Source organism: Xanthomonas bonasiae (assembly GCF_014836395.1).
Classification (GTDB): domain Bacteria; phylum Pseudomonadota; class Gammaproteobacteria; order Xanthomonadales; family Xanthomonadaceae; genus Xanthomonas_A; species Xanthomonas_A bonasiae.
On sequence record NZ_JACSQX010000014.1, the window covers coordinates 62,806 to 81,038 of the forward strand.

The window sequence follows — 18,233 nt, forward strand, 5'->3', positions numbered from 1 at the left end:
GGTCAGGCCTTCTTGAGCCACTTGAGCAAGGGTTCCCAGTCCTGCTGGTGATCGCGCACCTGAGCGGAACGGTAGTCGAACAGGCTGCGGCCGAGGCCGACCAGCACCACGTAGGCCTGGCTGTCGCGCAGCTGCGCCAGCACCGGATACGGCCAGCCGCCGAGCATCTCCAGCGCCTGTTGCGCGGCGTGGGTCCACGGCTTGCTGCGGTTGATCACCAGCCCCACCGGCAGCTTGCGCTGGTGCACCCGCGGCACCTTGGCCAGGGTGTTGAGGAAGCCGACGGTGGCCTCGATGTCCAGCGCCGAGGGCATCACCGGCACCACCACCGCGTCGGCCTCGTCGAGGAACTGGGCCAGGTCCTCGGCCATGGCGCCGGCGGCACCGTCGATGATCACCCGCTGGGTGTCGTCCGGCAGCGCCGCGCGCCAGTTGCGTTTGCGGCTGGCGTCGATCGGCAGCACCGCGCTGTCCAGGCCGGCGCGGCGCTCGGCCCAGCGGGTCGAGGAGCCCTGCGGATCGGCATCGGCCAGCACCGTACGCTTGCCGGCCAGCGCGTAGTACGCGGCCAGGTGCGTGGCAATCGTGGTCTTGCCCACGCCGCCCTTGGAGCCGGCCACCAGGATCGTCTTCATGCGCGCCTCGCTTCCGGAAGAAGAGGCCGCAGCGTACACCGGCCCCATGTTGGCCGGTAGTCAACGCGTAGCGGGCGGGGCGGCGCGTTGCTATCGTGGCGGCCCCACGGCAACGGATCGCCCATGAGCGAGCTGCAGGACCTGACCGCGCTGATCCGCGCCAACACCCCCCTGATCGTCATCGAGACCCAGGAGGAGGCGCGCATCGTGGCGCTGTTCCGGCAGGCGCTGATGCAGGTCTGGCGCGCACTGCACCGCTGGTCGATCACCGAGGGCCTGCGCCGCATCGACCTGGACCGCGAGGACGAGCCGAGCGGCCCGCCCGACGCCAGCGCGGTGCTGCAGGCAATCAAGCAGGCCGACCAGCGCGGCATCTACCTGTTGCTGGACGTGGTGCCGTACCTGGGCTACGCCAGCCACCAGCGCCTGCTGCGCGACATCGTCGAGCGCCGCCATTGCCAGCCGCACGTGCTGGTGCTGATCGGCGCCAAGATCGAGCTGCCGGCCGAGCTGGAAGCGCTGGCCACGCGCTTCAACCCGCGCCTGCCGGACGCCAACGCGCTGCTGAAGATGGTGCAGGAAGAGGCCGCCGGCTACGCGCGCGAGTTCGGCGGGCGCCGGGTCGAGGTGGACGGCGAGGCGGTCAAGCAGGTCGTGCGCAACCTGCAGGGGCTGAGCCTGATCGACGCGCGCCGCATCGCCCGCCAGCTGATCTACGCCGACGGCGCGCTCAACGCCGCCGACCTGCCGCAGCTGGCCAGGCTCAAGTTCGAGCTGCTCAACCGCAGCGGCCACCTGCACTACGAATACGACGCCACCCGCTTCGCCGACGTGGCCGGCGCGCGCCGGCTCAAGCGCTGGATCGAGCAGCGCCGCGCGGTATTCGCCGGCACCTCCCCGCCCGGGCTGGACCCGCCCAAGGGCGTGCTGCTGCTGGGTGTGCAGGGCTGCGGCAAGTCGATGCTGGCCAAGGCCACCGCCGCCGGCTTCGGCGTGCCGCTGCTGCGCCTGGACTTCGGCTCGCTGTACGACAAGTACCACGGCGAGACCGAGAAGAACCTGCGCGGGGCGCTGGCCGCGGCCGAACAGCTGGCGCCGTGCGTGCTGTGGATCGACGAGATCGAGAAGGGCCTGGCCAGCGGCGGCGAGGACGGCGGCGTGTCGCGGCGCGTGCTCGGCTACCTGCTGACCTGGATGGCCGAGCGCGGCGGCACAGCCGGTGCCGGCGGCGTGTTCATCGTCGCCACCGCCAACCAGGTGCACGAACTGCCGGCGGAGCTGCTGCGCAAGGGCCGCTTCGACGAGATCTTCTTCGTCGACCTGCCCGATGCCGACACGCGGGTGGAATTGCTGCGCCTGCACCTGGCGCGGCGCAAACTGCGCGAGGACGACTTTGCGCTGCCGGCGCTGGCCGCCGCGGCGAACGGCTTTTCCGGCGCCGAGATCGAGCAGGCCATCGTCTCCGGCCTGTATGCGGCGCATGCCGAGAGCCGGCCGCTGGACACCGAGCTGCTGATGCAGGAACTCCGCGGCACGCGGCCGCTGTCGGTGGTGATGGCCGAGCAGGTGCAGGCGCTGCGCGAGTGGGCGCGCGAGCGCACGGTGCCGGCGGATTGAGTGTCCGGCTGGGTTCCGTTTCGCTGCGGGAGGTGCTTCACCCTCGATCGGGGGTTTTGCCGGTAGTGCCGTCTTAGCGCCGCCTACGGGGCCCCACGCGCGATCGCGCGAAACGGAAGCGTCAGCCCAGCGCCCCGAGCAGCCACGCCCACGCCGGCAGCGTAGCCAGCGACAACAGGATGCCGTAACCGACCAACGCCGCCGCCAGCCGCGGCGCCAGCCGGTGCGAGATCGCCAGCGCCGCCGCGGTGATCATCGTCGGCATCGCCGATTCGAGCACGTTGGCCTGCAGCGCCTGTCCGCGCAGGCCCAGCGCCCACGACAGCGGCCAGGCCAGCGCCGGCAACAGCAGCAGCTTCAGCAGCAGGCCGGCGGCGAGCGGCTTGAGTTCCTCGCGCGGCAACCGCAACTGGATCGAGAAGCCCACCGCCAGCATCACCAGCGGCAGCATCGCATCGGCCAGGTGTTGCAGGCCCGAGGCGATCCACGCCGGCGGCTGCGCCGGCATCAGGGTCAACGCGAACGCCAGCGCCCACAGCGGCGGGAAGCGGGCCATGCGCAGCAGCGTCTGCCGCAGCGACGGCGGGGTCTCGCCGCCGTAGCGGGCCAGCACGTACAGGCCGAAGCTCGACAGCAGCACGAAGGTGCCGAACTGGTCGTAGACCACCGCATACGGCAGCGCCGTCTCGCCGAGCAGCGCGCGCACCATCGGATAGCCGATGAAGCTGGAATTGCTCAGGCCCACGCACAACAGCAGCGCCGCGTGCTCCTCGCGGCGCAGGCGCAGCGGCCGGCGCAGCGCCAGCACCGCCAGCACGGTGACGCCGGCCAACAGCCACGGGGTGACCATCAGCCCGAGCAGGGACAGGTTCAACTGCAGGCGCGGCACGTAGATCAGCACCGAGGCCGGCAGGCACAGGTACAGCACCACGCCGTTGAGCACTTCGGTGGTGTTGGCCGGCAACACGCGCAGGCGCGCGAACAGCTTGCCGAGCGCCAACATGGCCAGGATCAGGGCGAACGCGTCGAAAGCCATCGGTACAACGGGAATCTGGCGGGTACGCCGGCATCATCGCATGCGCGTGCGGGCAGGCCGGTCGATCACATGCGCCGCAGCGCGCGACGCGGCGGCGCTGGCGCTTGCAACGTTCCTGCGTCGGGGCTGAAGCCCCTCCCACAGTGCACCCAGCCGGCTTCGCGCAAGCCACTGTAGGAGCGGCTTCAGCCGCGACGAACGGAGCGATGCACCTTCGGTTTCGGATATGCCCGTGCGGTGGAACGTGGCGCGGCGGCGCTGGCGCATGCAGCGGTCCCGCGTCGGGGCTGAAGCCCCTCCCACAGTGCATCCGGCCGGCTTCGCGCAAGCCCCTGTAGGAGCGGCTTCAGCCGCGACGAACGGAGCGATGCACCCGACGACCGCGCACAGCGTCGGGGCCGAAGACCCCGCTGCAGTGGTCCAACCGCGCCATCGCTAGTTGCGGTGGCCGCGACTCAGGCCGCGGCGCGGGCGCAAGTGCGTCAGGGCCAGGCAGGCGGCTTGGCCTGCCAGGCGGCCTGCACGTCGGCCAGGGTGGCGCGTTCGTCGTCGCGCCAGGCCGGCAGCAGCTTGGCGAAGTCGGCGCCAGCGCCCCACTGGTCCGGCCAGGTGCGCACGGCGGCGGCGTACCACTTCACCGCCTCGTCCTTGCGGTCCAGCCGCCACAGCACCAGCGCCAGCGTCGGCGGCACCCAGTCCGGCGCCGCCGGACGGCCGTTGACCAGGCCGCTCCACTGCGCCAGCGCGCGCGCCGGATCGCCGCCACGCAACAGGTCCCAGCCGTAGTTCCACTCGATCTGGCGGCGCTGCGCGCCGGCGCTCAGCGCGCGCAGCGCCGTCTGGTACAGCTCTTCGCCCAGTTCGCGGCGCCCGCCGGCCATCGCGATCGCCGCCAGCTGCGCGCGCGCCTCGACCGCGTTCGGATCGCGTTGCACGGTGCTGGCGAGGCGATCGACCAGCGCCTCGCCGCTGCCGGCGATCGCCGTCACCGGCCGCGTGGTGCTGCGGTCCTGGTCGAAATAGAACTCCTTCGGCGCCGGCAAGGCCTGCGCGTGCGCATCGACCGCGGCCATGCCCACCCAGGCCAGCATCGCGGCCAGTGCGTATTTATGTGCATTCACTGCTGACAACCCCTTGGAGGTGGTCCCCTCCCCCATCCGCATCCTAACCGGGTCCGCCGCCGGGGGCGAGGGGCGGGCGCACAAAATGCCGCTGATACAATCGGGGGATCGTGCCTGGCCTGCGCCGGGCGCGCGCCAGCCTTCCATCTCCAGGCAAGCCATGAACCGCATCGCCGATCCGCGTCCGCCGTCCTCCCTCGCCACACCGGCCGCCGACAGCGTGGATAGCGGCTACACCCTGGAGCACAAGTACACCCGCACCGACGGCCGCATCTATCTGTCCGGCGTGCAGGCGCTGGTGCGCCTGCCGCTGATGCAGCAGTTGCGCGACCGCGCCGCCGGACTCGACACCGGCGGCTTCGTCAGCGGCTACCGCGGCAGCCCGCTGGGCGGCTTCGACCTGGAACTGTGGCGCGCACGCAAGCACCTGGACGCAGCCAACGTGAAGTTCCAGCCCGGCCTCAACGAGGACCTGGGCGCGACCATGGTGTGGGGCACGCAGCAGACCAACCTGTTCCCCGGCGCGCGCGTGGATGGCGTGTACGCGATGTGGTACGGCAAGGGCCCGGGCGTGGACCGCTGCGGCGACGTGTTCAAGCACGGCAACGCCGCCGGCACCTCGCGCCACGGCGGCGTGCTGGCGCTGGCCGCCGACGACCACGCCTGCCGCAGTTCGACCCTGCCGCACGGCTCGGAAGAGGAATTCGTCAGCGCGATGATGCCGGTGCTCAACCCGGCCGGGGTGCAGGACATCCTCGACCTGGGCCTGCTCGGCTGGGCGATGAGCCGCTACACCGGGCGCTGGATCGGCTTCAAGACCATCGCCGAGACGGTGGAATCCTCGGCCTCGGTGGAGGTGGATCCGTTCGCGCGGCAGATCGTGCTGCCGGAGGATTTCGCATTGCCGCCGGGCGGGCTCAACATCCGCTGGCCGGATCCGCCGCTGGACCAGGAGATGCGCCTGCACCGTTACGCAGTGCGCGCCGCGCAGGCCTTCGCCCGCGCCAACGGCGTGGACCGCACGGTGATGGATTCGCCGCATGCGCGGCTGGGCATCGTCACCACCGGCAAGAGCTACCTGGACGTGCTGCAGGCGCTGGAATACCTGGGCCTGGACGAACGCGCCTGCCGCGACATCGGCATCCGCGTGTACAAGGTCGGCATGACCTGGCCGCTGGAGCCGATCGGCATCGCCGCGTTCGCGCAGGGCCTGGACGACATCGTGGTGGTGGAGGAGAAGAAGGCCTTCATCGAGCGGCAGATGAAGGAACAGTTCTACAACTGGCCGGCCAGCGCCGGTCCGCGCCCGAGCATCGTCGGCAAGTACGACGAGGCCGGCGAGTGGATCCTGCCGTCCACCGGCGAACTGACCCCGGCGACCATCGCCGCGGTGATCGGCAAGCGCATCCAGCGGTTCTTCAATACCGAGTCGATCGAGCAGCGGCTGCGCTGGATGGAGGCCAAGGAAGCGGAAATGGCCCTGCCGCGCGCCAATTTCCCGCGCGTGCCGCACTACTGCTCCGGCTGCCCGCACAACACCTCCACCGTGGTGCCGGAGGGCTCGCGCGCGCTCGGCGGGATCGGCTGCCACTACATGGTGACGTGGATGGACCGCTCCACCGACACCTTCACCCACATGGGCGGCGAAGGCGTGACCTGGGCCGGGCAGGCGCCGTTCACCGACACCCCGCACGTGTTCCAGAACCTGGGCGACGGCACCTATTTCCACAGCGGCTCGCTGGCGATCCGGCAATCGATCGCCGCCGGCGTCAACATCACCTACAAGATCCTCTACAACGACGCGGTGGCGATGACCGGCGGGCAGCCGGTGGACGGCACGTTGAGCGTGCCCGACATCGCCCGGCAGATGCGTGCCGAAGGTGTGCACAGCATCGCCCTGGTCAGCGACGACATCGGCAAGTGGACGCGGCGCCGCGAGCAGTTCCCCAGCGACGTCGAGTTCCACGACCGCAGCGAGCTGGACGCGGTGCAAAAGCGCCTGCGCGAGGTCAAGGGCACCAGCATCCTGATCTACGACCAGACCTGCGCCACCGAGAAGCGGCGCCGGCGCAAGCGCGGCAAGCTGCCCGATCCGGCCAAGCGCGTGCTGGTCAACTCGCTGGTCTGCGAAGGCTGCGGCGACTGCGGCGAGAAGAGCTTCTGCGTATCGGTGCTGCCGAAGGAGACCGAGTTCGGGCGCAAGCGGCAGATCGACCAGTCCGGCTGCAACAAGGATTACTCCTGCGTCTCCGGCTTCTGCCCCAGCTTCGTCACCGTGCATGGCGGCGCGCTGCGCAAGGGCCGCAAGGCCGACGCGGCCACGCTGCTGCAGGACCTGCCGCCGCCGGTGTTCCGCAGCGACCTGGCGCAGCCCTGGAACATCCTGATCACCGGCGTCGGCGGCACCGGCGTGGTCACCATCGGCGCGCTGCTGGGCATGGCCGGCCACCTGGAAGGCAAGGGCGCCAGCGTGCTCGACCAGACCGGACTGGCGCAGAAGGGCGGCGCGGTCACCACCCATATCCGCCTGGCGCGCCAGCCCGAGGACCTGCACGCGGTGCGCATCGCCGCCGGCGAGGCCGATCTGGTGCTGGGCTGCGACATGGTGGTGGTCAACGACTACTGGGCGCTGTCCAAGGTGCGCGGCGACCGCTCGCAGGTGGTGCTCAACACCTACGAGGCGATGCCCGGCACCTTCACCACGCACCCGGACATGCAGTTCCCCGCCGCCGACATCGTCGCCGGCGTGCGCCTGGCCCTGGGCGGGCGCGAGCCCTTGCTGCTCGACGCCACGCAACTGGCCACCGCGCTGCTCGGCGACGCCATCGCCAGCAACCTGTTCATGCTCGGCTACGCCTGGCAGCAGGGACTGGTGCCGCTGTCGCACGACGCACTGATGCGCGCGATCGAACTCAACGGCGCCGCGGTGGCGATGAACCAGCAGGCCTTCGCCTGGGGCCGCCTGGCGGCGCTGGACCTGGCCGCGGTGCAGCAGGCCGCGGGCATGCCCGGCAGCGTCGCGGCCGGCGCCGAACCCGCCGCGCAGCGGCTGCAGCAGCTGCCGCCGGGCGAGTGGGAAGGCCACGAGGGCGGTGCCAGCGCCGCGCCGCGCAATCCGCACAACGCGCGCCAGGCACGCGACCTGCCCGCCGCCGGCGATGCCGCCGACAGCGGCCATGCGCCGCTGGACGACAGCCGCCTGTCGCGCTCGCTGCACGAACTGGTCGCGCGCCGCCGCGCGTTCCTGGTCGATTACCAGGACGCCGCCTACGCCGCGCGCTACACCGCGCTGGTGGAACGCGTGCGCGAGGCCGAGCAGCGCGTCGCCGCCGGTTCCACCGCCTTGACCGAGGCGGTGGCGCGCTACGCGTTCAAGCTGATGGCCTACAAGGACGAATACGAAGTGGCCCGGCTGTACACCAGCGGCGATTTCCAGCGCCAGCTGCAGCAGCAGTTCGACGGCGCCTATTCGCTGCGTTTCCACCTGGCGCCGCCGCTGCTGGCCAAGAAGGACGCGCAAGGCCGCACGCTGAAGCGCGAGTACGGGCCGTGGATGTTCACCGCGTTCAAGTGGCTGGCCAAGCTGCGCGTGCTGCGCGGCGGCGCGTTCGACCTCTTCGGCTACAGCGCCGAACGCCGCGGCGAACGGCAGCTGATCTCCGACTACGAACGCACCGTGGGCGAGCTGCTGGAACGGCTCGCGGCGGACAACCTGGCGCTGGCGGTGGAGATCGCCAGCGTGCCGGAACACATCCGCGGCTACGGCCACGTCAAGGAAGCGCACCTGCACGAGGCCAAGCAGCGCGAGGCGCGGCTGCTGGCGACCTGGCGCAATCCGAAGGCGCTGCATATCGTGCAGGCGGCTTGAGCGATAGCGGTCGCGGATCGCGCGGTTGCGATCTGCCGCGCCGTATCCGCTGGGGATCAGCGCTTGCTTGGCGGAGAGGCGTCCAGCGACCGACTGCTTCCTGCACTGCGCGCACGATTGCTGGCATGCAGGGCGACACATAACGAATGTGGGAGCGACTTCAGTCGCGACGGGACGTATCGGCGAAGGCCCCGTCGCGACTGAAGTCGCGCCCACACGTACTCAAGTGGCATGGCTGGTCCGAGTCCAGGAGCAACCAGCAGCGCCTCGTGTGCAAGGCGCCGATTTCTGTAGGAGCGGCTTCAGCCGCGACATGGGCAGCTGATGGCGCATGTCGCGGCTGAAGCCGCTCCTACAGGTTGGACATCAGGCTTCCGCTTTCATGTTCTGAAAGCACGCATCGCCAGGCACTAGGCATGGGCCCCGTGGCCTGGAGATGCGCCGGGTCAGACGCGCGGATCCGGCGGCGTGCCGCGACCCGTGCCGTGGTAGAGATCCGAATGGAAGGCCTCGCGCACCGCCGCCTTGGCCTGCGCCCAGGTCAGCCGCGAGCGATCCTTGGCACGTTCCCAGCCGCTTTCCAGGTCCGTCTCCAGGCGGTCGTCCCAGTCGCGGTCCTGATAGCGGCTGCGCGCCTGGATGCCGTAGCGGTAGGCCGGGCGGTAGTCGTCGTAGCCGGCATCGGCGTCGCGGTAATCCACGCTGTCGAAGCGCTCGGCGTAGTAGCGGTCGCTGTCTTCGTAGGTGCGATACGTGGTGTCGGCACGCTGCCAGGAGTCGCGTGCCGCCAGGCGGGCATCCTCCCACTCCAGGCGCGACTCGCCGCGGCGCGTGCCCCAGTCGCGCGACAGCTCGGTTTCGGTCTCTTCCCAGCTACGGGTCGGATACTGCTCGCGCGCCTGCAGGCCGAGGCCGTAGGCCGCCGCATAGTCGCGCTCGTAGTCGTAATCGGACTTCACGTAGTCGCGGTTGCGGTATTCCTCGCGCCAGTACTCGGTTTCGCCGGTCGGGTCGATGCGTTCGGCCACGCCCTTGCCCGCGGCGGCACCGACGACGACGCCGACCGCAGCACCGATCAGCGTGCCGAGCGGTCCGAACACGGTACCGGCCAGCGCCCCGGCGGCGACGCCACCCGCGGTGCCGCCGACGCCGACGCCGACCGGATGCGAGCCCGGCGTGCCGGAGATGGGATCGCGATTGAGATCGCGTGCTTCGTTGTTGCTCATTGGGAACGCTCCGCAGTGATTGGGATCACCGGCCATCTGCATCGGCCCGTGGTGATCGCACAGTGGCGAACGTCCGGTTAATCCCCCGTGCCACCGGGGTGAGCGCGCGATGAGGCTGCATGCGCTTGTCCTCACGTGCCCGCAACGCGCCTCGGCAGACGCCGGCGCGGCAACGCCATGCTGCGGTGCATCGATTTGCCGGCCGGCGCCCTGCAAGCGTGGCCGTCGATCTCCCGATACGCCGAGAAATCAATCCCAAATGCGCCACGTCGCGGCGTAGCGACCTGCTGCGCTTCGTGGACGGTGATGGACATCGCGTCTTCGCCCGGACGATCTGGCAGCATCGCCGACGCAGGGGATCTTCAGCCAGGACATGTCCATGAACAAGGCCGTTTCGACACTCGCCGCTTTGCTGTTCGTCGCTGCCGCCTCGCTGGGCATCGCGCCATCGGCACGCGCCCAAAGCGTCACCCTCGACTGTACCGGAAGCAACCTCTGCTATGCCGACGTGACGCCGGCCGGCGCCTACACCTACGCCTGGTCGTTCAACTCCAACGGGCTGAACGTGATCTATCCGGCGAGCTGCGCCAATCAGGTCTATTGCAGCTTCTACTGCCCCAGGGCCAGCGGCTACATCACCGCCAACGTGCTGGTCACCGATGCCAACCGGCAGACCGTGGGCTCGGCCAGCATGCGTGCGTTGTGCACGGCAGAACCGCTGTAGGCGGCGCTCGCAGCGGGCGTATCGGCACGCTGCGGCACATGCACCGCAGCGCACCGATCAGGCCGCCGGGCCGCGGCTGACCTCGCGCAGCACCGCGCCGTAGCCGCGGTACAGGTTGGCGGCAGGCAATTGCCCGTGCGCGCGCATCCAGCGATGCACCGCCGACAGCCGATAGAACGGCACGCGCACGTACTGGTGGTGTTCGATGTGATAGTGGATGGCGTGCGGCCCGCAGAAGAACGTCTGCCAGCTGCGGCGGACGATGCTGCGGGCGTTGCGGCGCTGGTCTTCGCACGCCGGATAGCCGGCATGTTCGGCGATGGCGCGAATGCGCGCGAACAATTGCAGGAAGGTCAGCGCCGGCAGCAGCCACAGGCCCAGGTACAGCCCTGCGTGGCCGAGCACGGCGAGCGTCCCCAGCAGCACGCCATTGCTGACCGCGATCGAGCCCAGCACCAACGGCAGATGGCCGGCCGGCGCCGGCGCGCCGGACTCCGGGGCATGCGCGCGGCGCCGCCGCAGCGCATCGCGCACCGCGAGCACGTAGCCGATGCCGGTGACATCGCGCAGCAAGCGCGCCGCCAGCCGACGCCGCGAGACCGGGTAATCGGCGATGCCGAACACGATCGCCACCGGATCGTCGTCGGCCATCGGCGCGCGGTGGTGTTGCAGATGGCCCTGGCGATAGGCGAACAAGGACAGGAACAACGGCCCGGCCGCGCACAGTTGCGCCAACAGGTCGTTGTGCGTCTGCCGCCGCGCCAGCAGGCCGTGCGCGCCCTCGTGCATCATCACCGCCAGCGCCAACTGGGTGCGCGCCACGAGCAGCGCCGCCAGCAGATACACCAGCGGATGCGGATAGCGGATCGCCGCGGCGAAGCACAGCGCGATCATTGCCCAGTCCGATGCCAAGGCCAGCGCGCTGCGCCACGGACTCAGCCGCCGCAATGCCGGCGGCAAGGCGGCGGTCATGTGCCCTGCTCCTGCCGCACCGACATAGGAGCGGGTGCGGCAACGACCGCATCGGCGCTCGGCACGCATTGCCCACGCGCCAGCGCCAGGATCAGGTGCACCCATAGCTGCAGCCGCGCGGGCGCATCGAGCGGGGCCGGCTCCGGCGCGGGCGGCGGCGGTTCGGCCTGCAGCGCACGGCACGCCGCTGCCACCGAATGCGCGAACGCCTCGCCATCGCCGCGCCACACCACCGTCCGGTGCGGCAGCCCGCGGGCGGCGGCGCGGCGCGCATTGCGCTGCTGTTCGGGCTGTTCGGTGAGCAGCAGCAGGATCGGCCGTCGATACACCTGCGCCACCGACAGCGCGGCCATGCCCGGCGCCGAGACCAGCAGCGTGCTGGTGGCGGCGCAGGCGATCCACTGCGGATCCTCAGCTACCCAGCCGGCGCGATCGGCATAGCCTTCGCCGACCCGGTGGCTGTGCAGGCCTGCGCGCTGCAGGCCCTGCTCCAGCGCCTGGGCCAAGGCCGGATCGCGGAAGTGCGGATTCAGGTACACCGCCGCGGTCGGCACCTGCGGCGGCGCGCCTGGCGCGGCGGGCGCGGCCAGCGCGACCGGCGTAGGCAGGCGGAAACGGCGGCCGCACGCCTGCAGCCGCGGCTGCGCGAAATCGTGCTCCAGTTGCGCCGCCGCCGCGTCGATCTGCCAGCCGATCAGCCGCGCGAACAAGGCCGCCACCGGCCGCGGCAGACGGCCGTCGAAATTCCCCTGCAACGCCGCGCGCAGGCTGGCGCCATAGACATGCATGATCTTGCGCCGCCAGCCCGGCAGCATCCCCATCACCAGCAGGGCCGGATGGAACGAATCGTTGAGAATCAGGTCGACGCCGCGCAGGCGACGCCGCAGCCGCAGGATGTCGCGCAGCATCCGCGCCGGATGCAGCAGGTAGGCGGCGACATTGGCGTCGGTCGCGGCCGCGCGCATGTTCTGCCGCGCATCGAACTGCACGGCGTAGCGCGGCGACAGCAACGCGGCGTCGATGCCGAAGCGGCGCAGGAACTGCATGCCCGCCGCGGAGGTGGTCAGCACATCGACGTGCGCCCCCTGCGCGCGCAGCGCATGGGTCAGCAATTGCGCACGCATCAGATGCCCGCGCGCATCGGCGGTGGCCAGGTACAGCAGGCGCGGCGGGTTCAGCGCCACACTGCGCCGCGCACGCGCAAGACCACGCCGGCCAGGTACATGCCCAGGGCGCCGCTGACGCCGAAGGCGCGATCGATCCGCCGCACCTCGGCCAGCAATACGCTCAACGCCGGCTGTTCCTGCGCGTTCACCAACCGCTGCAGGATCTGCCGGCACTGCCGCACGTGCCGTTGTTCGTCGCCCAGCACCCGCCCCAGCAACGGCTGCAGCGCATGGTCGGCGGGCAAGGTCGCGCAATGCCGCTGCAGCACCCGCGACGCCATCTGCTCGGCGCACAGCCCGATCGCGAACGCAGGCACCAGCAGCCCCTGCGCGAAGGCGCCGGCATGGCGCTCGGCCAGGCGATGCCATTGCGCGATCTTACGCCGGCTCAGGCGGTCGGGCCGACGCGTGGGCTGCAGGTCGCCACGCGCGGCCAGCGCGGCGGCAAACGCCTGCGCATGCCACTGCTCCTCCTGCAGGTGCCGGTCCATCAGCGGCACCAGCCAGGCCGGCCGCTGCACCGGCACTTCGCGCTGCAACGCCAACTCGGTGGCTTCCTCGCCGATCAGGTACATGCGCAGCAGCAGGCGTTCGCCGGCGACGCTGGCATGCAACTGGCGCAGCGCCGCGCGCTTGATCCGATCGACCAGCCACGCCTGCCAGCGCAGCCAGCCGCGCAGCGGCGGCGGCTCCAGGTCGCGCAGCGTGGCGAACGTGGCGCCCGCGGGTAGCGCCGTCACCGGTTGCCGCTCACGCGCGGTGATAGGACAGCGCCTGCGCATCGGCCTGGCCGCCACGGCGCCAGCCCAGTCCGCGCGCCAGTGCGCCGGCCATGTCCACCGCGGAGAAGCCGGCGATCAGCAGCAGCGCCGCGCACCAGCGCAGGCCGCGCAGTGGTGGCAGGTCTTGCCGGTTCAACGCGCGCGCGCTGAACCACAGGCGCGAGGCGAGCACGCACAACGGCCCGAGCGGCCCGCTGCGGCCGAGCCACTGCAGCGCATCGGGTAGGTAGGCGCGCACCAGATGCGGCGTCAGCCCCAGCGTGTCCTGGCCGCGCCACCAGCGCAGCTGCAGCGCCTCGCGGCGGGTATCCGGCAGCCGGTGCACGGTATGCGCCTGTGCCGCGTAATGCACCGCCACCCCGGCCGCCTGCAGGCGCAGCCCCAGCACCTGGCAATGCGCGCGGTAGACGCCGTCCAGCGGCTGGTAGCCGTGCTGGGCGAACACCGCGCGCCGGAACGCGACGTTGTTGGCATAGAAATTCCGCGTCGCCTGCGCCTGCAGCGGACTGGGGAAGTACATGAAGTCCAGCGTGGTCAGCGCGGAGCCGAGCACATCGGCACGGTAGCTGGTGCGGCCGGCCACCGCCGCCGGCGCGGGCTGCTGCGCGAACGGCTGCAGCAGTGCGGCCAACCATTCGCGATCCGGCAGACAGTCGGCGTCGGCGAACACCACATAGTCGCAGCGGTGCGGATCGGTGGCGGCGAAGCCGGCGTTCTTGGCATCGTAATAGCCGGTCGCCGCGTCGATGCGCACGAACCCGATCGGGCGCCCGGCGATCGCGACCAGCGCCGCACAGGCCGCTTCGCTCAAGCCATCGTGGGTCACGATCAGCTGCGCCAGCGCGTCCAGCGGCACGCTCTGCGCGGCCAGCGCGCGCATGACCCGCTGCAGGCTCGCCTCGGCGCGCACCGCCGCCGCGTCCCCGCCACGCAGGTTGTTGGTCTCCAGGACCAGGGCGCTGCGCGCGGCAATGAGCATCGACATCGAACAAGTCCCGGTAGGCGTCCATGGCCCGCGCCGCGCACGACGACATGGCCTGCGCACGCGAACGGGGAGGGACGGCAGCGTCCCTGAAATCGCAGCGCGACTATACCGGGGAACCACCGTGCCCGCTGCGCAGTCGCCGCGCCGCGGCAGGACTCAGCCGCGCCGCCACACCAGGCAGCGATTGTTCGCGGGCATCGCCGCGTCCTCCTGCAGCACCAGGCCCTGCGCCTGCGCCAGCGCGGCGACCGCCTCGAAGTCGCGGATCCCGCTCGCGGCATCGCGCGCCTTCAGCCAGGCGTCGAACTCGCGGTTGCTGTCGCTGCTGAAGGTGCCGCCGTAGTTGAACGGCCCGTAGACCGCCAGCGTGCCGTCAGCGCAGTCGGCCAACAGCGCGCCGGCACCGGCGAAGAACGCCTGCACCGCGGGCCAGCCCATGATGTGCAACGTATTGGCGGTGAACACCGCATCGTAGCCGGCGGCCGGCCATGGCCCTTGCTGCACGTCCAGGGCCAAGGCCGGCGGCGTGTTCGGCAATGCCGCCGCGTCCAGCCATTGCGCGATGCCGGGCAGGTGCTCGGCACGCTCGCTGCATTGCCAGGTCAATTGCGGCAAGGCGGCGGCGAAATGCACCGCATGCTGGCCGGTGCCGCTGCCGATCTCCAGCACATGGCGGCGCTCGGCGAAATGCCGCTGCAGCACCTGCAGGATCGGCGCGCGATTGCGGTCGCAGGACGGTGCGTAGGGTCTATCGTTCATCGCTCATCGCTTGGTGGCGACCGCAGCATGCGCCACGGCTTGGCGGAGGCGTATCGCGGTCAACTGCGCGAACGCACGAAGATGCGCTTGCTGCCGCCTTCGTTGCCGCGCTCCTCAAGCTCGAACTGCGCCGACAGCCGGCGCAGCAGGTCGCTGAGCTTCTTGTGCCCGTACAGGCGTGGATCGAAATCCGGGCGCACCTTGTTGAGGTAGCTGCCGACGCTGCCGAGTCCGGCCCAGCCCTGGTCGTCGGAGGCTTCCTCGATCGCCTGGCGCAGCAGTTTCAGCGGTGCGGACAGCTTCGCATCGGCGGGCGCAGCGGGCGCCGCCGCGGTCGCGGCCACGGCAGCCGCTGTCTCGGGCTTGGCGGTCTGCGCCGCCTGCGCAACCTGTGGCGTCTTGCGTCCCTTGGTCGCCGGTTTGGCAGCGGCGGCAGCCGGCTTGGACGGTTCGGCGCTGGCTGCCTCGCTGCGCAGCACTTCGGTGTAGATGAACTTGTCGCAGGCCTGCACGAACGCGTCCGGCGTCTTGCGCTCGCCGAAGCCGTACACGGTCGGCCCCTCCTCGCGCAGGCGCTGCGCCAGGCGGGTGAAATCGCTGTCGCTGGAGACCAGGCAGAAGCCATCGAAGCGGCCGGTGTACAGCAGGTCCATCGCGTCGATGATCAGCGAGCTGTCGGTGGCGTTCTTGCCGCTGGTGTAGGCGAACTGCTGCACCGGGCTGATCGAATGCTTCAGCAGCGCCTGCTTCCACTGGGTCATGCGCGTGCTGGTGAAGTCGCCGTAGATGCGCTTGACGCTGGCCACGCCGTACTTGGCCACTTCGGCCAGCAGGCCTTCGATCACCGACGGCTGCGCGTTGTCGGCATCGATCAGCACCGCCAGGCGCGGCTGGTCGTCGTCGGTCTCGGATCTGGAACGGGTTTTCATGGCGGGGACCTGCGTGGAAACGGAAGCGTCGGCGGGAGCGCAGCGCGGTGACGCTGGCGCGCTCGGCGCCGTGTGCCACTGTGCCACTCCGGCGCAGCGGCGGCCAGTCTTGCCGAATGACGGCGGTCGCTTCGCCGGCGAGCGCACGTCATCCAGGTCATCGCGTCACGCGCCGCACCGGACCACGCTGCAGCCGCATTCGCTCGGCGCTGCCGCGCCCGCTGCCGCACGCGCTCCGCCTCAGGGCATAGCGGCAGGCGCTTCCGGCAACTCCAGATGCTTGCGGAAGAAGCGCGCGATCACCCGCAGGGCCTGCTGGCTTTCGGGCAGCGCGTCGTTCAGATGGAACGCATGGCCCATGCCGTCCCACACGTGCAGATCCGCGTCGCGGCCCAGATCGACCAGCCGCGAATGGGTGTAGGCGACATTGCTCAGTTCGGCCGCACGCGTGCCGGTGATGAACAGCAACGGCGGAAACTGCGCCAGCACCGCATCGGAAAACACCGGCGACACCAGCGGATCGTGGAAATCCACCGCGGCGCCGTAGTACAGGTCTTCCATGATCGGCAGCACGCCCTGCGCATCGGGCAGCGGCGCGTCGTTCACCGCCGCCACCACGTAGCGCGAATCGCCGCGGTAACGCGCATCGCCGCCGGCGCAGAACATGCCCGCTGCCGCCGGCATCGGCAGCTTTTCCTTGGCGAACCAGGCCAGCGACTCGCCGGTCAACACGCCGCCGGCCGAGCACCCGAACAGGCCGATATGCTGCGGCGCATAGTGCTTGAGCGCTTCGCGGTACACCGTGGCCACATCCTCGCTGGCGGCGGGAAACCTGTGTTCCGGCCCCATCCGGTAGTCGACGCTGACCACGGTGACGCCGGTCATCGCCGCCACCGGAATCGCCTCCATCATGCCGAACGAGGCGGCGCTGCCCATCACGAACGAACCGCCGTGCAGTTCGATCAACAGCCGCTGGCGCTGCGCCGGCGAAGCATCGCGGGGCTGCACCAGCGTCACCGGCACGCCGTTCCAGGTCGCGGTGCTGATCTTCACCCCGTAGCGCTCGCGCAGCGGTTCCACCACGCCTTTGGCCCAAGCCTCGGTTTCGGCGCGGATGCGCGGCAGCTCGCGTGCCAGCGTGGCGTTGTCCATCTTCGCCAACGGATCGCCATGGGCCATGCCGTCGCGCGCCGCGGCCTGCGCCTGCGCGCTCAGGAACGGCGACAGCGGCAGGTCGAACGCCGGCATGTGGCGGACGCCGTCGTGCGCCGGCGCATCGGCGGCGATCGCGACCGGAGCCGCCAGGCTCGCCAGCAGCGCGAGCGCTGCCGGCGTCATCATTCGCAGGTATCCCGTCACGTGCATGCCCTCCCAGGCGGCGATCGAACGCGAAGGATACCGGCGCCGCACGCGCGCGGCTTTGCACGATCCCGCCGCACGCGCTGCCGCCAGCCTGTCCGGCATCGCGACGCCGGCGCCAGGTCAGCGCAAGCCGCGCGTCATGCCGCATCCCTCTCGGTGGACAGCGCGATCGCCCGCTGCGCGTCCAGTTCGACCAGCCGCTGCTGCAGCGCCGCGCGCACCTGCACATACGCCTGCGCACCGAGCAGCAAACGCCGCGGTGGCGGGGACACGTCCAGCGAGACGAGCATTTCGCGCACCATCTTGCGCGCGTCGCCGAGCACGAAGCCGCCATCCTCCAGCGCGCGGCGCAGCGCCTGCACCGGCGTGTCCGCATAGATCGGGCTGGGCTCGGTGCGGTCCAGGCCGCGGCCGAAATCGGTCGCCGCCGGGCCGGGCTCGACCAGGGTGAAGGCGATGCCGAACGGCGCCACTTCCTGCGCCACCGCCTCGACGAAGCCTTCGATGCCCCACTTGCTGGCGTGGTACAGGCTGAAACCCGGATAGGCGATCTGCCCGCCTTCCGAGGACACCTGCACGATGCGTCCGCCGCCCTGCGCGCGCAGATGCGGCAGCACCGCGCGGATCAGCTGGATCGAGCCGATCAGGTTGGTGTCCAGTTGCCGGCGCAGCTGCGCGTCGCTGGCTTCCTCGGCGGCGCCGAACACCGCGTAGCCGGCATTGCTGACCACCACGTCGATGCGTCCGATGTCGGCAAAGGCGCGGCCGACCACGGCGCGCACCGCTGCGGCGTCGGTCACGTCCAGCGCCGCCACCCACAGGCGCTCGCCGTACTCGGCCTTCAGATCGTCCAGCGCCTCGGGACGGCGCAATGTGGCGGCGACGCGATCGCCGCGCGCCAGCAGGTGTTCGGTCAGCAGGCGGCCGAAACCGGACGAGGTCCCGGTAATGAAATGCGTGCGGTTCATGGGCTTGCCCTCTCGCAAAGGCCACAGAAGCGTGGCGGTCGGGATCAGACTAGGCCTCGCGCATCACTGTTACTATCCGTCCA

The 18,233-nt window shown here is 70.7% G+C and carries 16 protein-coding genes; 3 read left to right on the plus strand and 13 right to left on the minus strand.

Annotation, left to right across the window (positions count from 1 at the left end):
• Positions 1–2 precede the first annotated feature (2 nt).
• The gene (locus tag H9658_RS19530) at positions 3–635 is read right to left on the minus strand and encodes a ParA family protein (RefSeq protein ID WP_039006481.1); all 633 of its coding nucleotides are present in this window, start codon (positions 633–635) and stop codon (positions 3–5) included.
• A 123-nt stretch (positions 636–758) separates the two neighbouring features.
• Between H9658_RS19530 and H9658_RS19535 the strand changes: the two genes are divergently transcribed.
• Positions 759–2,252: an AAA family ATPase gene (locus tag H9658_RS19535; RefSeq protein WP_191826620.1), complete on the plus strand. Its 1,494-nt coding sequence runs from the start codon at positions 759–761 to the stop codon at positions 2,250–2,252.
• A gap of 121 nt (positions 2,253–2,373) precedes the next feature.
• Here H9658_RS19535 and H9658_RS19540 read toward each other — a convergent pair whose 3' ends face one another.
• Positions 2,374–3,288, minus strand: a complete 915-nt coding sequence (locus tag H9658_RS19540; protein WP_191826621.1) for an AEC family transporter — start codon at positions 3,286–3,288, stop codon at positions 2,374–2,376.
• A gap of 482 nt (positions 3,289–3,770) precedes the next feature.
• Positions 3,771–4,379 (minus strand): tetratricopeptide repeat protein, encoded by a 609-nt coding sequence (locus tag H9658_RS19545; RefSeq protein ID WP_179571221.1) that lies wholly within the window; start codon positions 4,377–4,379, stop codon positions 3,771–3,773.
• A 190-nt stretch (positions 4,380–4,569) separates the two neighbouring features.
• Here H9658_RS19545 and H9658_RS19550 point away from each other — a divergent pair, with 190 nt between their 5' ends.
• On the plus strand, positions 4,570–8,277 hold the full coding sequence (locus tag H9658_RS19550) for an indolepyruvate ferredoxin oxidoreductase family protein (protein ID WP_191826622.1): 3,708 nt from the start codon (positions 4,570–4,572) through the stop codon (positions 8,275–8,277).
• A 446-nt stretch (positions 8,278–8,723) separates the two neighbouring features.
• Here H9658_RS19550 and H9658_RS19555 read toward each other — a convergent pair whose 3' ends face one another.
• Positions 8,724–9,503, minus strand: coding sequence for a hypothetical protein (locus tag H9658_RS19555; protein WP_191826623.1), 780 nt, complete (start codon positions 9,501–9,503; stop codon positions 8,724–8,726).
• A gap of 131 nt (positions 9,504–9,634) precedes the next feature.
• Positions 9,635–9,817, minus strand: coding sequence for a hypothetical protein (locus H9658_RS19560; protein WP_191826624.1), 183 nt, complete (start codon positions 9,815–9,817; stop codon positions 9,635–9,637).
• 65 nt (positions 9,818–9,882) lie between these two features.
• Here H9658_RS19560 and H9658_RS19565 point away from each other — a divergent pair, with 65 nt between their 5' ends.
• A complete protein-coding gene (locus H9658_RS19565; protein WP_179571160.1) occupies positions 9,883–10,227 on the plus strand; it encodes a hypothetical protein in 345 nt (114 codons plus the stop codon).
• 57 nt (positions 10,228–10,284) lie between these two features.
• On the opposite strand, the gene H9658_RS19570 is transcribed toward H9658_RS19565, so the two are convergent.
• The 8 genes from H9658_RS19570 to H9658_RS19605 all read right to left on the minus strand — a co-directional run bounded on the left by H9658_RS19570 (position 10,285) and on the right by H9658_RS19605 (position 18,150).
• On the minus strand, positions 10,285–11,199 hold the full coding sequence (locus tag H9658_RS19570; RefSeq protein ID WP_191826625.1) for a fatty acid desaturase family protein: 915 nt from the start codon (positions 11,197–11,199) through the stop codon (positions 10,285–10,287).
• Positions 11,196–12,383, minus strand: a complete 1,188-nt coding sequence (locus tag H9658_RS19575) for a hypothetical protein (RefSeq protein ID WP_318241478.1) — start codon at positions 12,381–12,383, stop codon at positions 11,196–11,198. Before H9658_RS19575 ends, H9658_RS19570 begins: the two co-directional genes overlap by 4 nt.
• Positions 12,374–13,105, minus strand: coding sequence for a hypothetical protein (locus H9658_RS19580; RefSeq protein WP_191826626.1), 732 nt, complete (start codon positions 13,103–13,105; stop codon positions 12,374–12,376). The genes H9658_RS19575 and H9658_RS19580 overlap by 10 nt, the downstream gene beginning before the upstream one ends.
• Positions 13,106–13,115: 10 nt before the next feature.
• Positions 13,116–14,132, minus strand: a complete 1,017-nt coding sequence (locus H9658_RS19585) for a glycosyltransferase (RefSeq protein ID WP_191826627.1) — start codon at positions 14,130–14,132, stop codon at positions 13,116–13,118.
• A 156-nt stretch (positions 14,133–14,288) separates the two neighbouring features.
• Positions 14,289–14,891: a DUF938 domain-containing protein gene (locus tag H9658_RS19590; RefSeq protein ID WP_191826628.1), complete on the minus strand. Its 603-nt coding sequence runs from the start codon at positions 14,889–14,891 to the stop codon at positions 14,289–14,291.
• Positions 14,892–14,950: 59 nt separating this feature from the next.
• Complete coding sequence (locus H9658_RS19595; RefSeq protein ID WP_191826629.1) at positions 14,951–15,820, minus strand: NYN domain-containing protein; 870 nt, start codon at positions 15,818–15,820, stop codon at positions 14,951–14,953.
• Between the two features lie 240 nt (positions 15,821–16,060).
• Positions 16,061–17,158, minus strand: coding sequence for an alpha/beta hydrolase (locus H9658_RS19600; RefSeq protein WP_191826658.1), 1,098 nt, complete (start codon positions 17,156–17,158; stop codon positions 16,061–16,063).
• A gap of 161 nt (positions 17,159–17,319) precedes the next feature.
• A complete protein-coding gene (locus H9658_RS19605) occupies positions 17,320–18,150 on the minus strand; it encodes an SDR family oxidoreductase (RefSeq protein WP_191826630.1) in 831 nt (276 codons plus the stop codon).
• Between the last annotated feature and the right edge of the window lie 83 nt (positions 18,151–18,233).